This is a genomic window from Vibrio navarrensis (genome assembly GCF_015767675.1).
GTDB lineage: Bacteria > Pseudomonadota > Gammaproteobacteria > Enterobacterales > Vibrionaceae > Vibrio.
In genome coordinates, this window is the sequence record NZ_CP065217.1 from 3,199,033 (window position 1) to 3,212,709 (window position 13,677).

The 13,677-nt window shown below is 50.6% G+C and carries 17 protein-coding genes; 7 read left to right on the plus strand and 10 right to left on the minus strand.

Annotation, left to right across the window (positions count from 1 at the left end; all coding sequences use genetic code 11):
* Window positions 1-98 precede the first annotated feature (98 nt).
* From tusB to fkpA, 5 genes are all read right to left on the minus strand, one after another.
* The gene (gene tusB, locus I3X05_RS15145; RefSeq protein WP_045569709.1) at window positions 99-374 is read right to left on the minus strand and encodes a sulfurtransferase complex subunit TusB; all 276 of its coding nucleotides are present in this window, start codon (window positions 372-374) and stop codon (window positions 99-101) included.
* A 9-nt stretch (window positions 375-383) separates the two neighbouring features.
* A complete protein-coding gene (gene tusC / locus I3X05_RS15150) occupies window positions 384-740 on the minus strand; it encodes a sulfurtransferase complex subunit TusC (protein ID WP_045569708.1) in 357 nt (118 codons plus the stop codon).
* The gene (gene tusD / locus I3X05_RS15155; protein ID WP_045569707.1) at window positions 737-1,132 is read right to left on the minus strand and encodes a sulfurtransferase complex subunit TusD; all 396 of its coding nucleotides are present in this window, start codon (window positions 1,130-1,132) and stop codon (window positions 737-739) included. Before tusD ends, tusC begins: the two co-directional genes overlap by 4 nt.
* Window positions 1,129-1,851: a helix-turn-helix transcriptional regulator gene (locus I3X05_RS15160; protein ID WP_039431150.1), complete on the minus strand. Its 723-nt coding sequence runs from the start codon at window positions 1,849-1,851 to the stop codon at window positions 1,129-1,131. Before I3X05_RS15160 ends, tusD begins: the two co-directional genes overlap by 4 nt.
* 150 nt (window positions 1,852-2,001) lie before the next feature.
* Window positions 2,002-2,784: an FKBP-type peptidyl-prolyl cis-trans isomerase gene (gene fkpA, locus I3X05_RS15165; RefSeq protein WP_045569706.1), complete on the minus strand. Its 783-nt coding sequence runs from the start codon at window positions 2,782-2,784 to the stop codon at window positions 2,002-2,004.
* 129 nt (window positions 2,785-2,913) lie between these two features.
* Between fkpA and I3X05_RS15170 the strand changes: the two genes are divergently transcribed.
* On the plus strand, window positions 2,914-3,894 hold the full coding sequence (locus tag I3X05_RS15170; protein WP_045569705.1) for a WD40 repeat domain-containing protein: 981 nt from the start codon (window positions 2,914-2,916) through the stop codon (window positions 3,892-3,894).
* 1 nt (window position 3,895) lies between these two features.
* On the plus strand, window positions 3,896-4,123 hold the full coding sequence (locus tag I3X05_RS15175) for a SlyX family protein (RefSeq protein ID WP_045569704.1): 228 nt from the start codon (window positions 3,896-3,898) through the stop codon (window positions 4,121-4,123).
* 38 nt (window positions 4,124-4,161) lie between these two features.
* Here the strand turns inward: I3X05_RS15175 and I3X05_RS15180 are convergent, their stop codons facing one another.
* The 5 genes from I3X05_RS15180 to kefG all read right to left on the minus strand — a co-directional run bounded on the left by I3X05_RS15180 (window position 4,162) and on the right by kefG (window position 8,507).
* On the minus strand, window positions 4,162-5,103 hold the full coding sequence (locus I3X05_RS15180; RefSeq protein ID WP_045569703.1) for an isoaspartyl peptidase/L-asparaginase family protein: 942 nt from the start codon (window positions 5,101-5,103) through the stop codon (window positions 4,162-4,164).
* A 134-nt stretch (window positions 5,104-5,237) separates the two neighbouring features.
* Window positions 5,238-5,840, minus strand: a complete 603-nt coding sequence (gene slyD, locus I3X05_RS15185; protein WP_045569702.1) for a peptidylprolyl isomerase — start codon at window positions 5,838-5,840, stop codon at window positions 5,238-5,240.
* 93 nt (window positions 5,841-5,933) lie between these two features.
* Window positions 5,934-6,134 carry a YheV family putative zinc ribbon protein gene (locus I3X05_RS15190; protein ID WP_039439307.1) on the minus strand — a complete coding sequence of 67 codons (201 nt, stop codon included), beginning with the start codon at window positions 6,132-6,134 and terminating at the stop codon, window positions 5,934-5,936.
* Between the two features lie 8 nt (window positions 6,135-6,142).
* Complete coding sequence (gene kefB, locus I3X05_RS15195; RefSeq protein WP_045569701.1) at window positions 6,143-7,945, minus strand: glutathione-regulated potassium-efflux system protein KefB; 1,803 nt, start codon at window positions 7,943-7,945, stop codon at window positions 6,143-6,145.
* Window positions 7,929-8,507 (minus strand): glutathione-regulated potassium-efflux system ancillary protein KefG, encoded by a 579-nt coding sequence (gene kefG, locus I3X05_RS15200; RefSeq protein WP_045569700.1) that lies wholly within the window; start codon window positions 8,505-8,507, stop codon window positions 7,929-7,931. Before kefG ends, kefB begins: the two co-directional genes overlap by 17 nt.
* Before the next feature lie 165 nt (window positions 8,508-8,672).
* Here kefG and I3X05_RS15205 point away from each other — a divergent pair, with 165 nt between their 5' ends.
* The 5 genes from I3X05_RS15205 (at window position 8,673) to I3X05_RS15225 (ending at window position 13,479) form a co-directional block, all read left to right on the plus strand.
* Entirely contained in the window at window positions 8,673-10,595 is a 1,923-nt protein-coding gene (locus I3X05_RS15205) for an ABC transporter ATP-binding protein (protein WP_045569699.1), read from the plus strand.
* The gene (locus I3X05_RS15210; protein WP_045569698.1) at window positions 10,592-11,074 is read left to right on the plus strand and encodes a TIGR02444 family protein; all 483 of its coding nucleotides are present in this window, start codon (window positions 10,592-10,594) and stop codon (window positions 11,072-11,074) included. Before I3X05_RS15205 ends, I3X05_RS15210 begins: the two co-directional genes overlap by 4 nt.
* Before the next feature lie 171 nt (window positions 11,075-11,245).
* The gene (locus tag I3X05_RS15215) at window positions 11,246-12,223 is read left to right on the plus strand and encodes a hydrolase (RefSeq protein ID WP_337970844.1); all 978 of its coding nucleotides are present in this window, start codon (window positions 11,246-11,248) and stop codon (window positions 12,221-12,223) included.
* Window positions 12,224-12,266: 43 nt separating this feature from the next.
* Entirely contained in the window at window positions 12,267-12,479 is a 213-nt protein-coding gene (locus tag I3X05_RS15220; protein ID WP_045569696.1) for a YheU family protein, read from the plus strand.
* Between the two features lie 130 nt (window positions 12,480-12,609).
* Window positions 12,610-13,479, plus strand: a complete 870-nt coding sequence (locus tag I3X05_RS15225) for a phosphoribulokinase (RefSeq protein ID WP_039436832.1) — start codon at window positions 12,610-12,612, stop codon at window positions 13,477-13,479.
* Window positions 13,480-13,677 lie beyond the last annotated feature (198 nt).

Below are 13,677 nucleotides of genomic sequence, written 5' to 3' on the forward strand. Positions count from 1 at the left end.
AAATTCTATGCAGCAGTGAGAAGTGTGTCAAGGAATATGCGAATCTTTTTTGTCCAACACGTAAGCATATTTGATGACATCCCTTTGAGGATAAGGGCTTAGTTCCAAGTCAGTGAGTTATCATGCTTTGCTGTCAGCGTAACAAAACCGAGATAATCGACCCGTGAAAACGAGGGGCTGACTCGCTCTGCCAGACCTCTGGCCAATAAGTCATTATCAAGAACAAAGACATGAAACGGGCGAATTTGTTGAAAATCTCGATGCTGCGGGTTCGCCGCATAGACCGCGTTTTCAATCAGAATGATCTCATCTTGCTCAGCGACAAGCGAAATAAGCTCGGCAATGGCGGAGACGGATTTGACAATATGCAGCATATTTCTCTCTCAGAAGGTAAGCAGCTTACCGGCTTGTTGAAGTTTGGCTTGCAACTGCAGTTTATCGATTTGATGGGCTTCGATAACCAAATCCGCATGCGCTACCCCTCGCTCTATTAGTGACTGGGTACAAACGTAGACTTGCTCGATGTCATAAAGGTCAAACAGTTTCAACATCGGTGCATAGTCTTTGCTGAGAACACCAGCGGGCTGCTGCCCTTGTAAGAGTTGATAAACCCCATCCCCCATAAAAATCACGCGAATGTCTTCACAGTAGGCAGAGGCGGCGAGAAGTGCATCAATGCCTTCTCGGCCAGAGGCACTGCTATGCGGCGCAGTACGAAATAAATAGGTTAATTGACTCAAAACTGCACCACCCTATCTTGCACTAACATGGCTTCAGCGAGGCTGCCAAGCCCTGCCTGAGTAAAACCCTCAGCTAAATTATGCTGCGTTAAGGCATGCTGCTGGGCCTCTTCTTCTCCGACCACACCACGACGAAGCGCCGCCGCGACACAAGTCTCCAGCCGCACTTTGTGCTGTTTGGCAAGCTTTTGCCATGCTTTGACCAAATCAAATTCGTCATTCGCTGGCACAGTCAAGCCACTGCCATTGCTGACCCCCTCTTGATAGAAAAAAACACTCACTAAGGTGTGGCCTTGCTCAATCAGCGCGTTCGCAAACTGATAGGCACTGCGCGCCGACTGAGTACCATAAACTGGCCCAGTGACTACGAGGGTGTACGTCAATACGCTCACTTCTCATCATCCTCGGTCTTGCGTTGACGAATGTAGAGGTAGACCGTGTGCTTGGAGATATTGAGGCGATCCGCCACGCGATTGATGGCGTCTTTGATATCAAAAATGCCTTTATCAAACAGCTCCATGACGATTTGGCGGTTTTTGGTGTTATTGGAGACCGACTTGTCTGCGTTAATCTCTTCAATGGTCCGTTCTACGGTTTGATCCACCAGCTCTTCCACATCACTGGCAAAGTTGACCGATGACGCGGCTTGCTTGGCTTCTTCGGTTGGCATGAACGATTGCAGTACCTGAGAAAACGGCGCATCAAGGTTGACGTTGATACACAATAGGCCAATAACGCGATTTTCCCCATTGCGAATCGCGATGGTGATCGATTTCATCAGCACGCCGCCTTTGGCACGCGTGAAATAGGAACGGGAAAAATTGCGCTCCGAACCCTCGATGTCCCTTAGCATTTTCAGTGCTAAATCGGTAATGGGTGAACCTACCTGACGCCCGGTATTCTCACCATTAGCAATTTTAATCGCCGACGTGTTGAGATCTTCAAGTGAGTGCAGAACGATCTCACAAAAAGGGCCGATCAAACTGGCGATGCCGTCAACGACCGCCTCATAAGATCGCAAAATGATTTTGTCGTGCTCGGTAAATGGTTTCACGTGAACGGATTCCATCTCGAGCAACATGTCCGCAGTTAATGTTTCTGTAGTTGTCACTGTTGTAGCCTTCGAGCGAAAAATCAACAAATTGCTGTAAGTTTATCAGAAATTTTGAACAGAACACCTAGCAAACTCTCGAACTAGTGACTTAGAACAAAAAAGGGCCCGAAAAAATTCAGGCCCTCGTAGATGATAAACCGCGATAATTTACTGCGCGGCGTCACCATTTTCAATCTTCAGCAGTTCCACTTCAAACACCAGCGTTGAGTTTGCTGGGATGCTTGGTGTGTCTTGCGTGCCGTAAGCCAGTTCAGGCGGGATAACAAACTTGAACTTAGAACCCACAGGCATCAGTTGTACCCCTTCAGTCCAACCTGGGATAACACGGTTCAGCGGGAAGGTGGCTGGCTCACCGCGATCGTAAGAGCTGTCGAACTGCTCGCCGTTGGTGAGTGTGCCTTTGTAGTGCACTTGCACTGTGTCAGTGTCTTTCGGCTTCTCGCCCTCTGCTGGTGTCAGCACTTGGTAAAGTAGGCCAGATTCGGTCTTAACCACGCCTTCTTGTTTCTCAAACTCAGCACGGAACTCGTCACCCGCTTTTTTCGCTGCGTCTGCTTTTTCCGCTGATTTCTTCTGCATGGTCTCTGCAACACGCTTATCGAGCGCTTCTAGCGCAGCACGTGTGTCGGCTTCATTCAGCTCTGGGTTACCCGCAAATACGTGTTCGATCCCTTTAAGAACCAAATCTTTGTTCAGTGTAATGCCAATTTCGCTTGGCTTGTCTAAGCTGGCGCTTAGGTAGTTTGCAAAAGAGACACCAATGGCGTAAGCCGCTTTGTCATCTTCTGAATTAAATTGAACCGCTTTACCAGTTTCAGCCTGCACTTGCTCAACTTTTGGCGCAGCGTCTGGTTTTGCTTCTTCATTCTGACAGCCTACCGCCAGCATAACTGTCGCTGCAAGCAGTGACACTTTTAAAACTGATTTCATTAAACTCTCCAGTTAATGGGTTAAACCATTGGTTATTGTGCACAAATCTCGTAACAGATTGGTGAAGTCCATCGTTATACCAATATACTAGTGATATGTCTTGGGACACAAACCGGAATATTAGATGTGATGCAAAGAATTTTTCATTCCTCGCTACTGTTGATTGTCATCACCGTGTTAAATGGCTGTTTTTTTTCCAAGCAGGACGTACAACGCTGGGAGATAGAACCGCAAGGCGCCACCAGTTTCGCACTAAGCCGTGACGGACGCTTTGCTCTGCTTTATTCAACTTCTCGCCAACTGGTACTTTGGGATCTGGTGGAAAACAAAGAGCTCTCTCAGTTAGGCGCGCAAGACCCACAAGCCAACGTGGTCTCCAATATTCGCATTTCAGACAACGGCCGTTTTGCCATTACCGCAACACAAATGAACTTTGCGGTTTGGGATTTGGGCTGGACTCAGGCCCAAGGTCTTTGGTCTATCTCTGATGGTATTATTCGCGATGCCGATATCAGCAGCAATGGTGAACAAGTGTTGCTTGGTTTGTCTAACGGCAAAGCCATTTACGTCAACTTAGTCAGCGGCAGACGCATGGAGTTCCTCGCCCATCAAGAAAAAGTCAATTCGGTCGCCCTGTCGTCCAATGGCCGCTTTGCTTTGACGGGAGGAAATGACTATAAAGCCTATTTGTGGGACACCGAAACCGGGCTGATTTTGCGTACTTTCGAACATGAAGAGCGGGTCAACCGGGTAGCGTTGCAGCGCGATGGCCAATTAGCCTTTACCTCTGATGGCGGCAATCAGGCGGTGATTTGGGACTTAACCAGTGGTGAACAGGTGACACAGCTTAAAAGCTGGGCGCGGCAACTGATTTTCTCCACGGCGCGTTTTTCCGACGATGGTCGCTGGCTGCTCACAGGTACGCCATCTGGGCAGGTAGCACTGTGGAATACCACCAGCGGCAAGCGGAAGGAAAGTTATGAGGTTGAGCCGCTAAAAGATGCTCGCCCACCGCGCGCGGTAGTGTATGATGCCGCTTTCGATGCTAAGCGCAGAGTAATTACTGCGACATCCGCTGGCATAGCGCAAGCTTGGACACTAGAGAATTAACATGACAGACAAAACCATTGCACAGTTGGAAAATCGGCTTCACGACCTTGAATGCCAGCTTGCTTTTCAGGAACAAACGATTGAAGAGCTCAATGATGCCTTGGCACAACAGCAATTATTGATCGGCAAAATGCAGCATCAGATGAAGTATATGGTTGGCAAGATGAAGAATATGGAGACGTCGAACTTGGCCGATCCCGCTAAAGAGCCACCGCCACCGCACTATTGAGAAAGAGCCTCGCACTTTGCAGGCTCTTGAACTTAAGGTTATTCGTCAGCGTAAATTTTCACACTCAGATTGCCCGCAACGTCTATTGAGGCGCGGTACATGCCCGAACTGTTGATGGCAAAGTGAATCTCACCGTGTGCGTCCAGTGCGATTAACCCACCTTCGCCGCCCATACTTTTCAGCTCGCCTTGGATGATGTGCTCACAGGCAGTATGTACATCTTCATGGAGATAACGCATGCGCGCTGCCACATCTTCGGCCACACGTTTACGAATAAAAAACTCCCCTACTCCCGTGGTTGATACCGCGACGACCCCATTTTCTGCCACCGTGCCACAGCCGATCAGCGCCGAATCACCGACCCGACCATATTTTTTGTTGGTCACTCCTCCGGTACTGGTTGCGGCAGCAAGGTTTCCCTGCGCGTCCAGCGCCACGGCTCCCACGGTGCCATGCTTTTTATCATCCGGATATTTGGCTTCGGAAAGGGCAAACAAGCCTTTTTCGCGCATCGACAGTAGTTGCTCGTAACGGCGATCAGTAAAAAAGTAATCTTGCTCGGTATAAACGTGACCCTGTTCAAAAGCGAATTTCTCCGCGCCCTCACCGATTAGCAGCACATGTGGGCTTTTTCGCAACACGTCACGCGCCAGTTCTATCGGGTTTTTGATGTGACGCACTCCGGCGACCGCGCCAGCTTGCAAATCGCGCCCATGCATCAGCGAGGCGTCCATTTCAACCATCTCGTTGTTAGTCAACACAGAGCCTTTTCCCGCATTGAAATGCGGTGAATCTTCCATCACTTTGACCGCGGCAACCACCGCGTCCAGGGCATCGGCCCCCTCTTGCAACAGTGCGTAGCCTGCCTGCACGGCGCGCTGCAGATCGCTCAAGATCGCCTGCTTCAATTCAGCGCTCATTTGCGTGCGTAAAATGGTGCCAGCGCCACCATGAATGGCGATTGAAATAGGTTTGTTCATGCTCTCAACTCAACAACTAACAAGGGACGGGTTATCTCAGCGCAGAAAAACAAAAAGCGCAAGTTGATTACTCAACTTGCGCTTTATTATCGGTTTAACATCTCAAGGCGAACGCTTGAGGAGGCCCAATGCGGTTAGTGAGAGCCGCAGCTACCGCCACCGCAGCAACCATCTTTTTCACCGTGGTGGTGATGGTCATGGCCTTCGCCGCCACAACAACCGCCCTCATGATCGTGGTCGTGATCATGCTCATGACCACCGCAGCAGCCGCCACCTTGGTGGATATGGCCGTGCTCGATCTCTTCTGCCGTTGCTTCACGCACTGCAATCACTTCAACGTCAAATGTCAGTGTTTGACCCGCTAGCATGTGGTTACCGTCAACCACCACTTCGTCGCCGTCAACTTCAGTTACTTCTACTGGGATTGGACCTTGGTCCGTGTCTGCAAGGAAACGCATGCCGACTTCGATTTGCTCAACACCTTGGAATACTTCTGCTGGAACGCGTTGAACCAGTGCATCACTGTGCTCACCGTATGCGTCTTCTGGTGCGACAGTCACGGTGAATTTATCACCCGCCACTTTACCTTCAAGCTCGTTTTCTAGGCCAGTGATTAGGTTGTTGTGACCGTGCAGGTAATCCAGCGGTGCATCCGTTGTTGAAGAGTCAACCACAATGCCATCTTCCAGTTTTACCTGATACGCAAGGCTAACAACGACGTTCTTTTCAATTTTCATAACTACTCCAGAGAGGTCAATTTGCCTGACGGAAAGATAGGCCAGGACGAAAGATCAATCCCGCTATTATGGGGATCAAATGGAGAAACACAATTATTCCGGCTTAAAAATGCCGATCATTTCCTGATTCGCGTGTTTATTTTTTTCTACAGATTTGGGCATACGCTGCTCTTTAAAATCGCATTCCACACATTCGACCAACTCTATGTTGTTCTCTGTCCACCACATTAAGGTGTCTTGCTGCTGGCAGGACGGGCAACTTGCCCCGGCAATAAAGCGTTTTTTACTTTTCATTTGGTTCACTACTTTTCTTCCCAGAAATTGCGGGATTGGCGATCATTTTCCATCTCCCGGGCAAAAATCTCTTCCAGCTCTTTGCGCGCTTCTTTGGCGCGTTGAGCCAGTTTTTTATCTTCATTGTGCTGCGGCAATAACTCTTTGAGCATCGCGTTATCCAATTTGCGGAAATGCGCCTCGGCGCGTTTGGCTTGATAAGGATGCATCCCCAGTTCAACTAAAGTTTGCCGCCCCAAGTCCAAGGCACCGAGAAACGTTTCCCGCGAATAGGTATGAATGCCATACCCGAGCAGTTGATACGCTTCAACCCGACTACGGGCACGCGCCATTAACTTGAGATTAGGAAAGTGTTGGCGACACAGCTCCACAATATTCATCACTTGATCCGGCGAATCGGTGCAGATCACAAGCGCTTCTGCTTTTTCAGCCCCCGCGGCACGCAGAAGGTCGAGCTGGGTCGCGTCGCCGTAAAACACCTTGTAGCCGTATTTACGTAACAATTTGATCTGGCTGGCATCACTTTCCAGCACGGTGATTTTGATTTTGTTGGCATAGAGAAGGCGGCCAATAATCTGCCCAAAACGGCCAAAGCCCGCAATGATGACACGCGGCTCCGTATCAACCACATCCGGTGAGAGCGCTTCACTTTCCTGATTCAAGGTTCTTGCATACCAGCCATTTTGCAACGAGAGCAAGAGCGGCGTCGTGACCATCGATAAACTCACCACCACCAGCAAAAATGCCACTTCGTTGTCATTGAGCAGCCCCTCTTTGCTGGCAGCGGTAAAAATCACAAACGCAAATTCCCCGCCCTGACTGAGGATCGCTGCCATTTTGCTGCGCGCTTTCGCCCGCATGCCAACTAAACGCCCAAGCAGATAGAGCACAGCGCCTTTCACCGCGACCAATCCGAGCACGGCCAAGAGGATCTCCAGCGGAAACGCCACCAGCAGCCCCAAATTCACCGCCATGCCGACCGCGATAAAAAACAGCCCAAGCAGCAGGCCTTTGAAAGGCTCAATGGCAATTTCCAGCTCATGGCGATACTCACTTTCAGCCAGCAGCACACCGGCTAAAAAGGTGCCCAACGCCATAGAGAGCCCGAGTTGCTGCATCAACACTGCAATCCCCAGTACCACCAACAGTGCGGTGACGGTAAACAGCTCACGCCCTCCCGTCATCACCACATAGCGAAACAGCGGGCGCAGCAAAAAGTGACCGCCAACGAGCAGCGCGCCAGCACCCGCTAAGGTCGCGACGACACTCAACCCATCGCCGCTCATGCCTCCGCCTGAAAGCAAAGGCAACAGCGCCAGCATTGGGATGACTGCAATGTCTTGAAAAAGCAACACCGCGAATCCCGACTGCCCGGTTTCGGTGCGGGCCAAGCCCTGCTCTTCCAGCACTTTTAAGGCAATTGCCGTCGAGGAGAGCGCCAATCCCATGCCAATCACCAACGCCGACGTCCAAGCCAGATCAAACATGCTCACGACGCTGGCGATCACTAAGGTGGTGACGAGCACTTGAGCACCGCCAAGCCCGAGAATCGGCACGCGCATCTGCCACAGTTTTTTCGGATTGAGTTCTAGGCCAATTAAAAATAGTAAGAGCACCACACCCAGCTCTGCAAAGTGTAAAATGGCGTCGACATCGCTGATAACTCCCAGCCCCCAAGGACCAATCGCAACGCCCGCCAGCAAGTAACCGAGCACTGAGCCCAAGCCAAAACGCTGCGCAAGCGGCACAGCCACGACCGCCGCAGAGAGAAAGATCACGCTGGTTTGCAGAAAATCACTGGTCAACGCCATGCACGCCTCCTAACGGATTGAGCAGCCATTGGCGATACTGCTCGGCGTGTTGATAACGCTCGACATCGGACACGTTTCTTGCCCAGTAAAGTACCAGCGGTTCAAGCCAATGCATTTGGCACAGAGCAGCCGTTAGCTCAAATGGCTGTAAGATCTCCTCCAGCGGGTACTTGTTGTACCCCTTGGCACTGAACGCCTCTTTCTTGCCACCTGTGGTAATTACACTGCGCCAATACTTACCTTCAAGGGCATTGCCACTGCCAAAAGCAAACCCTTTGCTCATGACACGGTCAAGCCACTCTTTGAGCAGCGCCGGGCAGGAGTACATATACATAGGGTGGTGAAAGACGATCACCTCATGTTCGCGCAGCTGCTGCTGCTCTTGGCTCACATCAATAAAGAAATCGGGATAAAGGCCGTACAAATCGCGAATGGTCACGTGCGGCAGAGAGGCGATTTTTTTCAACATCACTTGGTTGGCCACCGAGTTGTGTGGCTCAGGATGGGCGTAAAGCACCAGGACTTTTGGCAGACTGGCTGAGGCGATTTTTTTCTCTGACATTCCGCGAACCTTCCCTGGGAGCAAACGGTGGTAGAAAAACAAAGTGTTATCTTGATGTTAATCATCATACTCAAATTTGCATAATGATCGACATTTATCCTCATTCCTCCTACTATTCGCAGCGATAAACGCACAGACTATTCGGCATCAACTGAGCTCAGCGATATGATTACCTTTTCCGACATTCAACTGCTCCGCGGCGGTTTCCCGCTTCTGGATCAAACTTCTGCAACCATTCATCCGGGAGACAAAATTGGTCTGGTCGGCAAGAACGGCTGCGGTAAATCGACCCTGTTTGCTCTGATTAAAGATGAGCTTTCTACCGACGCAGGCTCGTTTAGCAAACCAGCGCACTGGGAACTGGCTTGGGTTGCTCAGGAAACTCCAGCCCTTGAGCGCAGAGCAATTGAATATGTGATTGATGGCGATCGCGAATATCGCGACTTGGAAGCGCAACTCGCTGCCGCAGAAGAAGCCGACAACGGCACCTTAGTCGCGGATATCCATGGCAAAATTGAAACCATCGGCGGCTACAGTATTCGCGCACGCGCGTCAGAATTGCTTGATGGTCTCGGCTTTAGCCAAGAGCAGATGAGCTGGAACCTGACCCAATTTTCGGGTGGTTGGCGGATGCGCTTAAACTTGGCCCAAGCGCTGCTGTGTCGCTCCGACTTGCTACTACTGGACGAGCCCACCAACCACTTGGATCTCGATGCGGTAATGTGGCTGGAACGCTGGCTGCAATCTTACCCGGGCACCCTGATGCTGATCTCGCACGACCGCGACTTCCTTGATCCGATCGTCAATCGCATCATTCATATCGAAAACCAGAAGCTCAACGAATACACTGGTAACTACTCTTCGTTTGAAAACCAACGCGCGCAAAAGCTGATCTTGCAACAATCGATGTTTGAAAAACAGCAGAAGCAGATGACGCACATGCAAAGCTACATCGACCGCTTCCGCTACAAAGCGTCTAAAGCGCGCCAAGCGCAAAGCCGCATCAAAGCGCTAGAGAAGTTGGAAAAGGTGCTGCCGGCTCAGTTTGATAACCCGTTCAGCTTTGAATTTCGCGAGCCCACAGCGCTGCCAAATCCAATCATGATGATGGATGAAGTCTCCGCCGGTTACGGTGATAAACTGATTTTGCAACAAATCCGCCTTAATCTGGTTCCCGGCAGCCGCATTGGTCTGCTTGGGCGCAACGGCGCAGGTAAATCGACGTTAATCAAACTGCTCTCGGGCGAGCTCAAAGCGCAAGGTGGCGATTTGACTTTCTCTCAAGGGGTCAAAATTGGCTATTTTGCGCAGCATCAGTTGGAAACGTTGCACCCAGAAGAGACGCCACTGCAACACATGATGCAGATAGCGCCAGACAAAACCGAGCAGGAACTGCGTAACTATCTGGGCAGTTTTGGTTTTCATGGCGACAAAGCACTGGAAAAAGTGGCTCCCTTCTCGGGCGGCGAGAAAGCACGCTTAGTGCTGGCACTGATTGTGTGGCAAAAGCCCAACCTGTTGCTGCTCGATGAACCGACCAACCACCTTGATCTCGACATGCGTCAGGCGCTGACGTTGGCCTTGCAAACTTTCGAAGGGGCTATGGTGATTGTGTCGCACGACCGCTACTTACTGCGTGCCACCACCGATGATCTCTATCTGGTGCACGACCGCCAAGTGGCTCCCTTTGATGGCGATCTCAACGATTACTACAAGTGGCTGACAGAGCAACAGAAAGCCGAACGCAAAGAAGCGCAAGCCGAGCTGCCAGCCAAAGATGGCAACAATAGCGCAGCAGCGAAAAAAGAGCAGAAACGGCGTGAAGCGGATTTTCGTAAACTCACAGCGCCAATTCGCAAAACGCTGACACAGCTTGAAGCGAAGATGGATAAGCTCGGGCAAGCACTGGCCGAGGCTCAACAGCAATTGTCAGATAACACACTGTATGATGGCGAAAACAAAGCTAAACTTACTCAAGTACTGGCCATTCAGGCGCAAAACAAAAGTGCACTGGAAGAGGTCGAAATGGAATGGATGGCCCAGCAGGAAGTGCTAGAGCAGATGGAACAGGAGTTCAACAGTCAATGAGCAATCAACACGCCCCACTTTTACTTACGCTTGAGCGGCTGTGGCAATTCAGCCTGCAATACTATGGCGTGAAAGAAGTGAAAGCGGCGTGTTTGAGTTTGCAAAATCAGTTTAACGGCAACGTCAATCTGTTGCTGTTGCTCAAATGGCTGGATGAACAACAGCTCAGTTTCGATGAAGAGGAGTGGCACAAGTTGCAAAGCTGCTTAGGCCGCTCCGAAACGCTGCTGCATACCTATCGCGAATTACGTCGTCAGTGCAAACAGCACCTACCTGACACCCTCTATCGCGAAGCGTTGCAGTTTGAGCTGCAACTGGAAAAACAGCAACAAGCCGATCTGGTCGAATGCATTAACACACTGGCTCTGCGAGCCAATCACACTGAGCCACTCACCCAGATCTACTGCCGTCATTTAGGCGCGGCTCACCTCTATGCGGCATTTAAACCGCCCTCAGCCCCCTTGGCGAAATCCAGTTAGTTTCTGTGATCCCGAGCCCGAGTTATCGAGCTCGCCTCTGCCAGAACATTGACCCGCCTAAACAATCGGGCCTTAATAAAGTTGGCTCAACGTTGAGAAAAAGAGAGCGACACACGCAGCGGACATCACAACGCGTATTGCGAGCCAGCAACAGAACCATGAGTGAAAAGTATGACTCAATTTACTGCCGCAAGAGGGATCAAAAACCCTCACCTGCAAACCTTACTGCCCCGCTTTATCCGCAAAAAAGCGCTGTTTGAGCCCATTTGGCAAACTCTGGACACCCCAGATGGCGACTTTCTTGATCTCGCGTGGAGTGAAGACCCGAGCAGTGAAAGTGCGAGTAAAAAGCCACTCTTTGTGCTGTTTCACGGTCTGGAAGGCAGCTTTTTTAGCCCCTACGCCAATGGCCTGATGTACGCCTTTGCCAACGCTGGCTGGCTGTCCGTGATGATGCATTTTCGCGGTTGCAGCGGTAAACCTAACCGCCTCGCGCGCGCGTATCACTCAGGGGAAACCGAAGACGCGCGCTATTTTTTGCAACACCTTCAGCGTCATTTTCCGCAGAATCACAAAGTGGCACTTGGCATCTCACTTGGTGGCAACATGCTGGCCAATTACCTCGCCACTTATCAAGACGCTCCTCTGGTGGACGCCGCCACCATCGTTTCCGCGCCACTGGATCTTTCGGCTTGCTCAGAGCGTATCGAGCAAGGCTTTTCTCGCATCTATCGCCGTTATTTGCTCTCGTCACTGAAAAAGAACGCCTTACAAAAGCATCATCTGCTGTCAAATGCGTTGGCCATCTCGCCCCGTTCGATCAAAAAACTCACCCGCTTGTACCAATTTGACGATCTGATTACCGCGCCACTGCACGGGTTTAAGAATGCGCTCGATTACTACCAGCAGTGCTCGGGCTTGCACAAGTTACGTGAAATCCGCATTCCTACACAGATTATTCACGCCAAAGACGATCCGTTTATGACCGATGCGGTGATCCCCAAATTTGTCCTACCCGACAACATTGACTATCGCCTGTTTGATCATGGCGGCCATGTCGGCTTTTTAACCGGCAGCGCGCTGCATCCCCGCTTTTGGTTAGAAGAATCGCTGCCGATCTACTATGAAAGCTTGGCGGTTTCGGCATAATAGCGCGGCATTTCCTTATTGAGCATAAAGTAAAGAGGTATTTATGATCATTCCTTGGCAAGAGATCAGTGCCGATGCGCTGAGCAATTTGATCCGCGAATTTGTTCTGCGTGAAGGCACCGACTATGGCGAAAGCGAAGTCTCGTTAGAGCAAAAAATCGAGCAAGTAAAAACCCAGCTCAAGCGAGGTGAAGCGGTGATCGTTTTCTCGGAACTGCATGAAACCGTTGATATTCAGCTCAAGCAAAAATTTTAGTTGGCCGAGATTTTTACCGCACCTTATCCCATGACAAGCACGTGGAACGTGTTATAGTGGCCAAACGATTGCACATGCCGGAAGCCACATTCCGGCCCGACAGGTAAGTACTACAACGACAGGGTTTGTCATGTCAGCAAAGCATCCAATCATCGCCGTCACAGGTTCGTCCGGTGCCGGCACGACGACAACGTCAGAAGCATTTCGCAAAATGTTCAATATGATGTCCATCAAGCCCGCTTGGATTGAAGGGGACAGTTTTCACCGTTTCACTCGCCCCGAAATGGACGTTGAGATCCGCAAAGCGCGCGAGCAAGGGCGACATATCAGCTACTTTGGGCCGCAAGCCAACGATTTTCCGGCGCTGTCGGAGTTTTTCCGCCAGTACGGCAAATCGGGCACGGGTGAAGTGCGCCGTTATCTGCACACCTTTGACGAAGCCGTGCCTTACAACCAAATGCCCGGCACCTTTACCCCATGGCAAAAGCTGCCCGATAACACCGACGTACTTTTCTATGAAGGGCTGCACGGCGGGGTGGTCGATGGTGAAGTCAACGTTGCCCAGCACGTAGATTTTTTGATCGGCATGGTGCCAATAGTCAACTTGGAATGGATTCAAAAATACGTGCGCGATACGCGTGATCGCGGTCATTCGCGCGAAGCGGTGATGGATTCGATTGTGCGTTCAATGGACGACTATCTCAACTACATCACCCCGCAATTTTCACGCACTCACATTAACTTTCAGCGCGTCCCGACGGTGGATACGTCCAACCCACTCAATGCCAAAGGCATCCCGAGTTTGGATGAGAGTTTTGTGGTGATTCGCCTGCGCGGTATCAAGAACGTCGACTTCCCTTACCTATTGGCGATGATCGACGGCTCCTTTATGTCGCGACACAACACCTTAGTGGTGCCGGGAGGCAAAATGAGTTTCGCTATGGAACTGATTGTACAGCCAATCCTGCAACAACTGATTGAAACAGGCAAAATTGGCTAAAATTTGAGGCCGGTTCACGCTTACTTTTCATACCGTGATCATGTGCACAATTTTGCGTAGAAAATCCCATTCTCGACACGATTAAAATCAAGAAATCGTTTTCGAAAAAGGATACTATTTCAAACCGAAACACAAGATAGCTTGCAGCATCAATCAAGAGCTCTTATTCTAGCAAGTCTATAACAAGGCTTGGCTAAA

Bases quoted from the DNA above. Each gene is read 5' to 3' on its own strand.
- I3X05_RS15170 (WP_045569705.1), top strand. From the start codon at position 2,914: ATGCAAAGAATTTTTCATTCCTCGCTACTGTTGATTGTCATCACCGTG.
- fkpA (WP_045569706.1), bottom strand. From the start codon at position 2,784: ATGAAATCAGTTTTAAAAGTGTCACTGCTTGCAGCGACAGTTATGCTG.
- I3X05_RS15175 (WP_045569704.1), top strand. From the start codon at position 3,896: ATGACAGACAAAACCATTGCACAGTTGGAAAATCGGCTTCACGACCTT.
- I3X05_RS15220 (WP_045569696.1), top strand. From the start codon at position 12,267: ATGATCATTCCTTGGCAAGAGATCAGTGCCGATGCGCTGAGCAATTTG.
- slyD (WP_045569702.1), bottom strand. From the start codon at position 5,840: ATGAAAATTGAAAAGAACGTCGTTGTTAGCCTTGCGTATCAGGTAAAA.
- kefB (WP_045569701.1), bottom strand. From the start codon at position 7,945: ATGGCGTTGACCAGTGATTTTCTGCAAACCAGCGTGATCTTTCTCTCT.
- I3X05_RS15180 (WP_045569703.1), bottom strand. From the start codon at position 5,103: ATGAACAAACCTATTTCAATCGCCATTCATGGTGGCGCTGGCACCATT.
- I3X05_RS15215 (WP_337970844.1), top strand. From the start codon at position 11,246: ATGACTCAATTTACTGCCGCAAGAGGGATCAAAAACCCTCACCTGCAA.
- I3X05_RS15225 (WP_039436832.1), top strand. From the start codon at position 12,610: ATGTCAGCAAAGCATCCAATCATCGCCGTCACAGGTTCGTCCGGTGCC.
- I3X05_RS15205 (WP_045569699.1), top strand. From the start codon at position 8,673: ATGATTACCTTTTCCGACATTCAACTGCTCCGCGGCGGTTTCCCGCTT.
- I3X05_RS15190 (WP_039439307.1), bottom strand. From the start codon at position 6,134: ATGAAAAGTAAAAAACGCTTTATTGCCGGGGCAAGTTGCCCGTCCTGC.
- tusB (WP_045569709.1), bottom strand. From the start codon at position 374: ATGCTGCATATTGTCAAATCCGTCTCCGCCATTGCCGAGCTTATTTCG.
- kefG (WP_045569700.1), bottom strand. From the start codon at position 8,507: ATGTCAGAGAAAAAAATCGCCTCAGCCAGTCTGCCAAAAGTCCTGGTG.
- I3X05_RS15210 (WP_045569698.1), top strand. From the start codon at position 10,592: ATGAGCAATCAACACGCCCCACTTTTACTTACGCTTGAGCGGCTGTGG.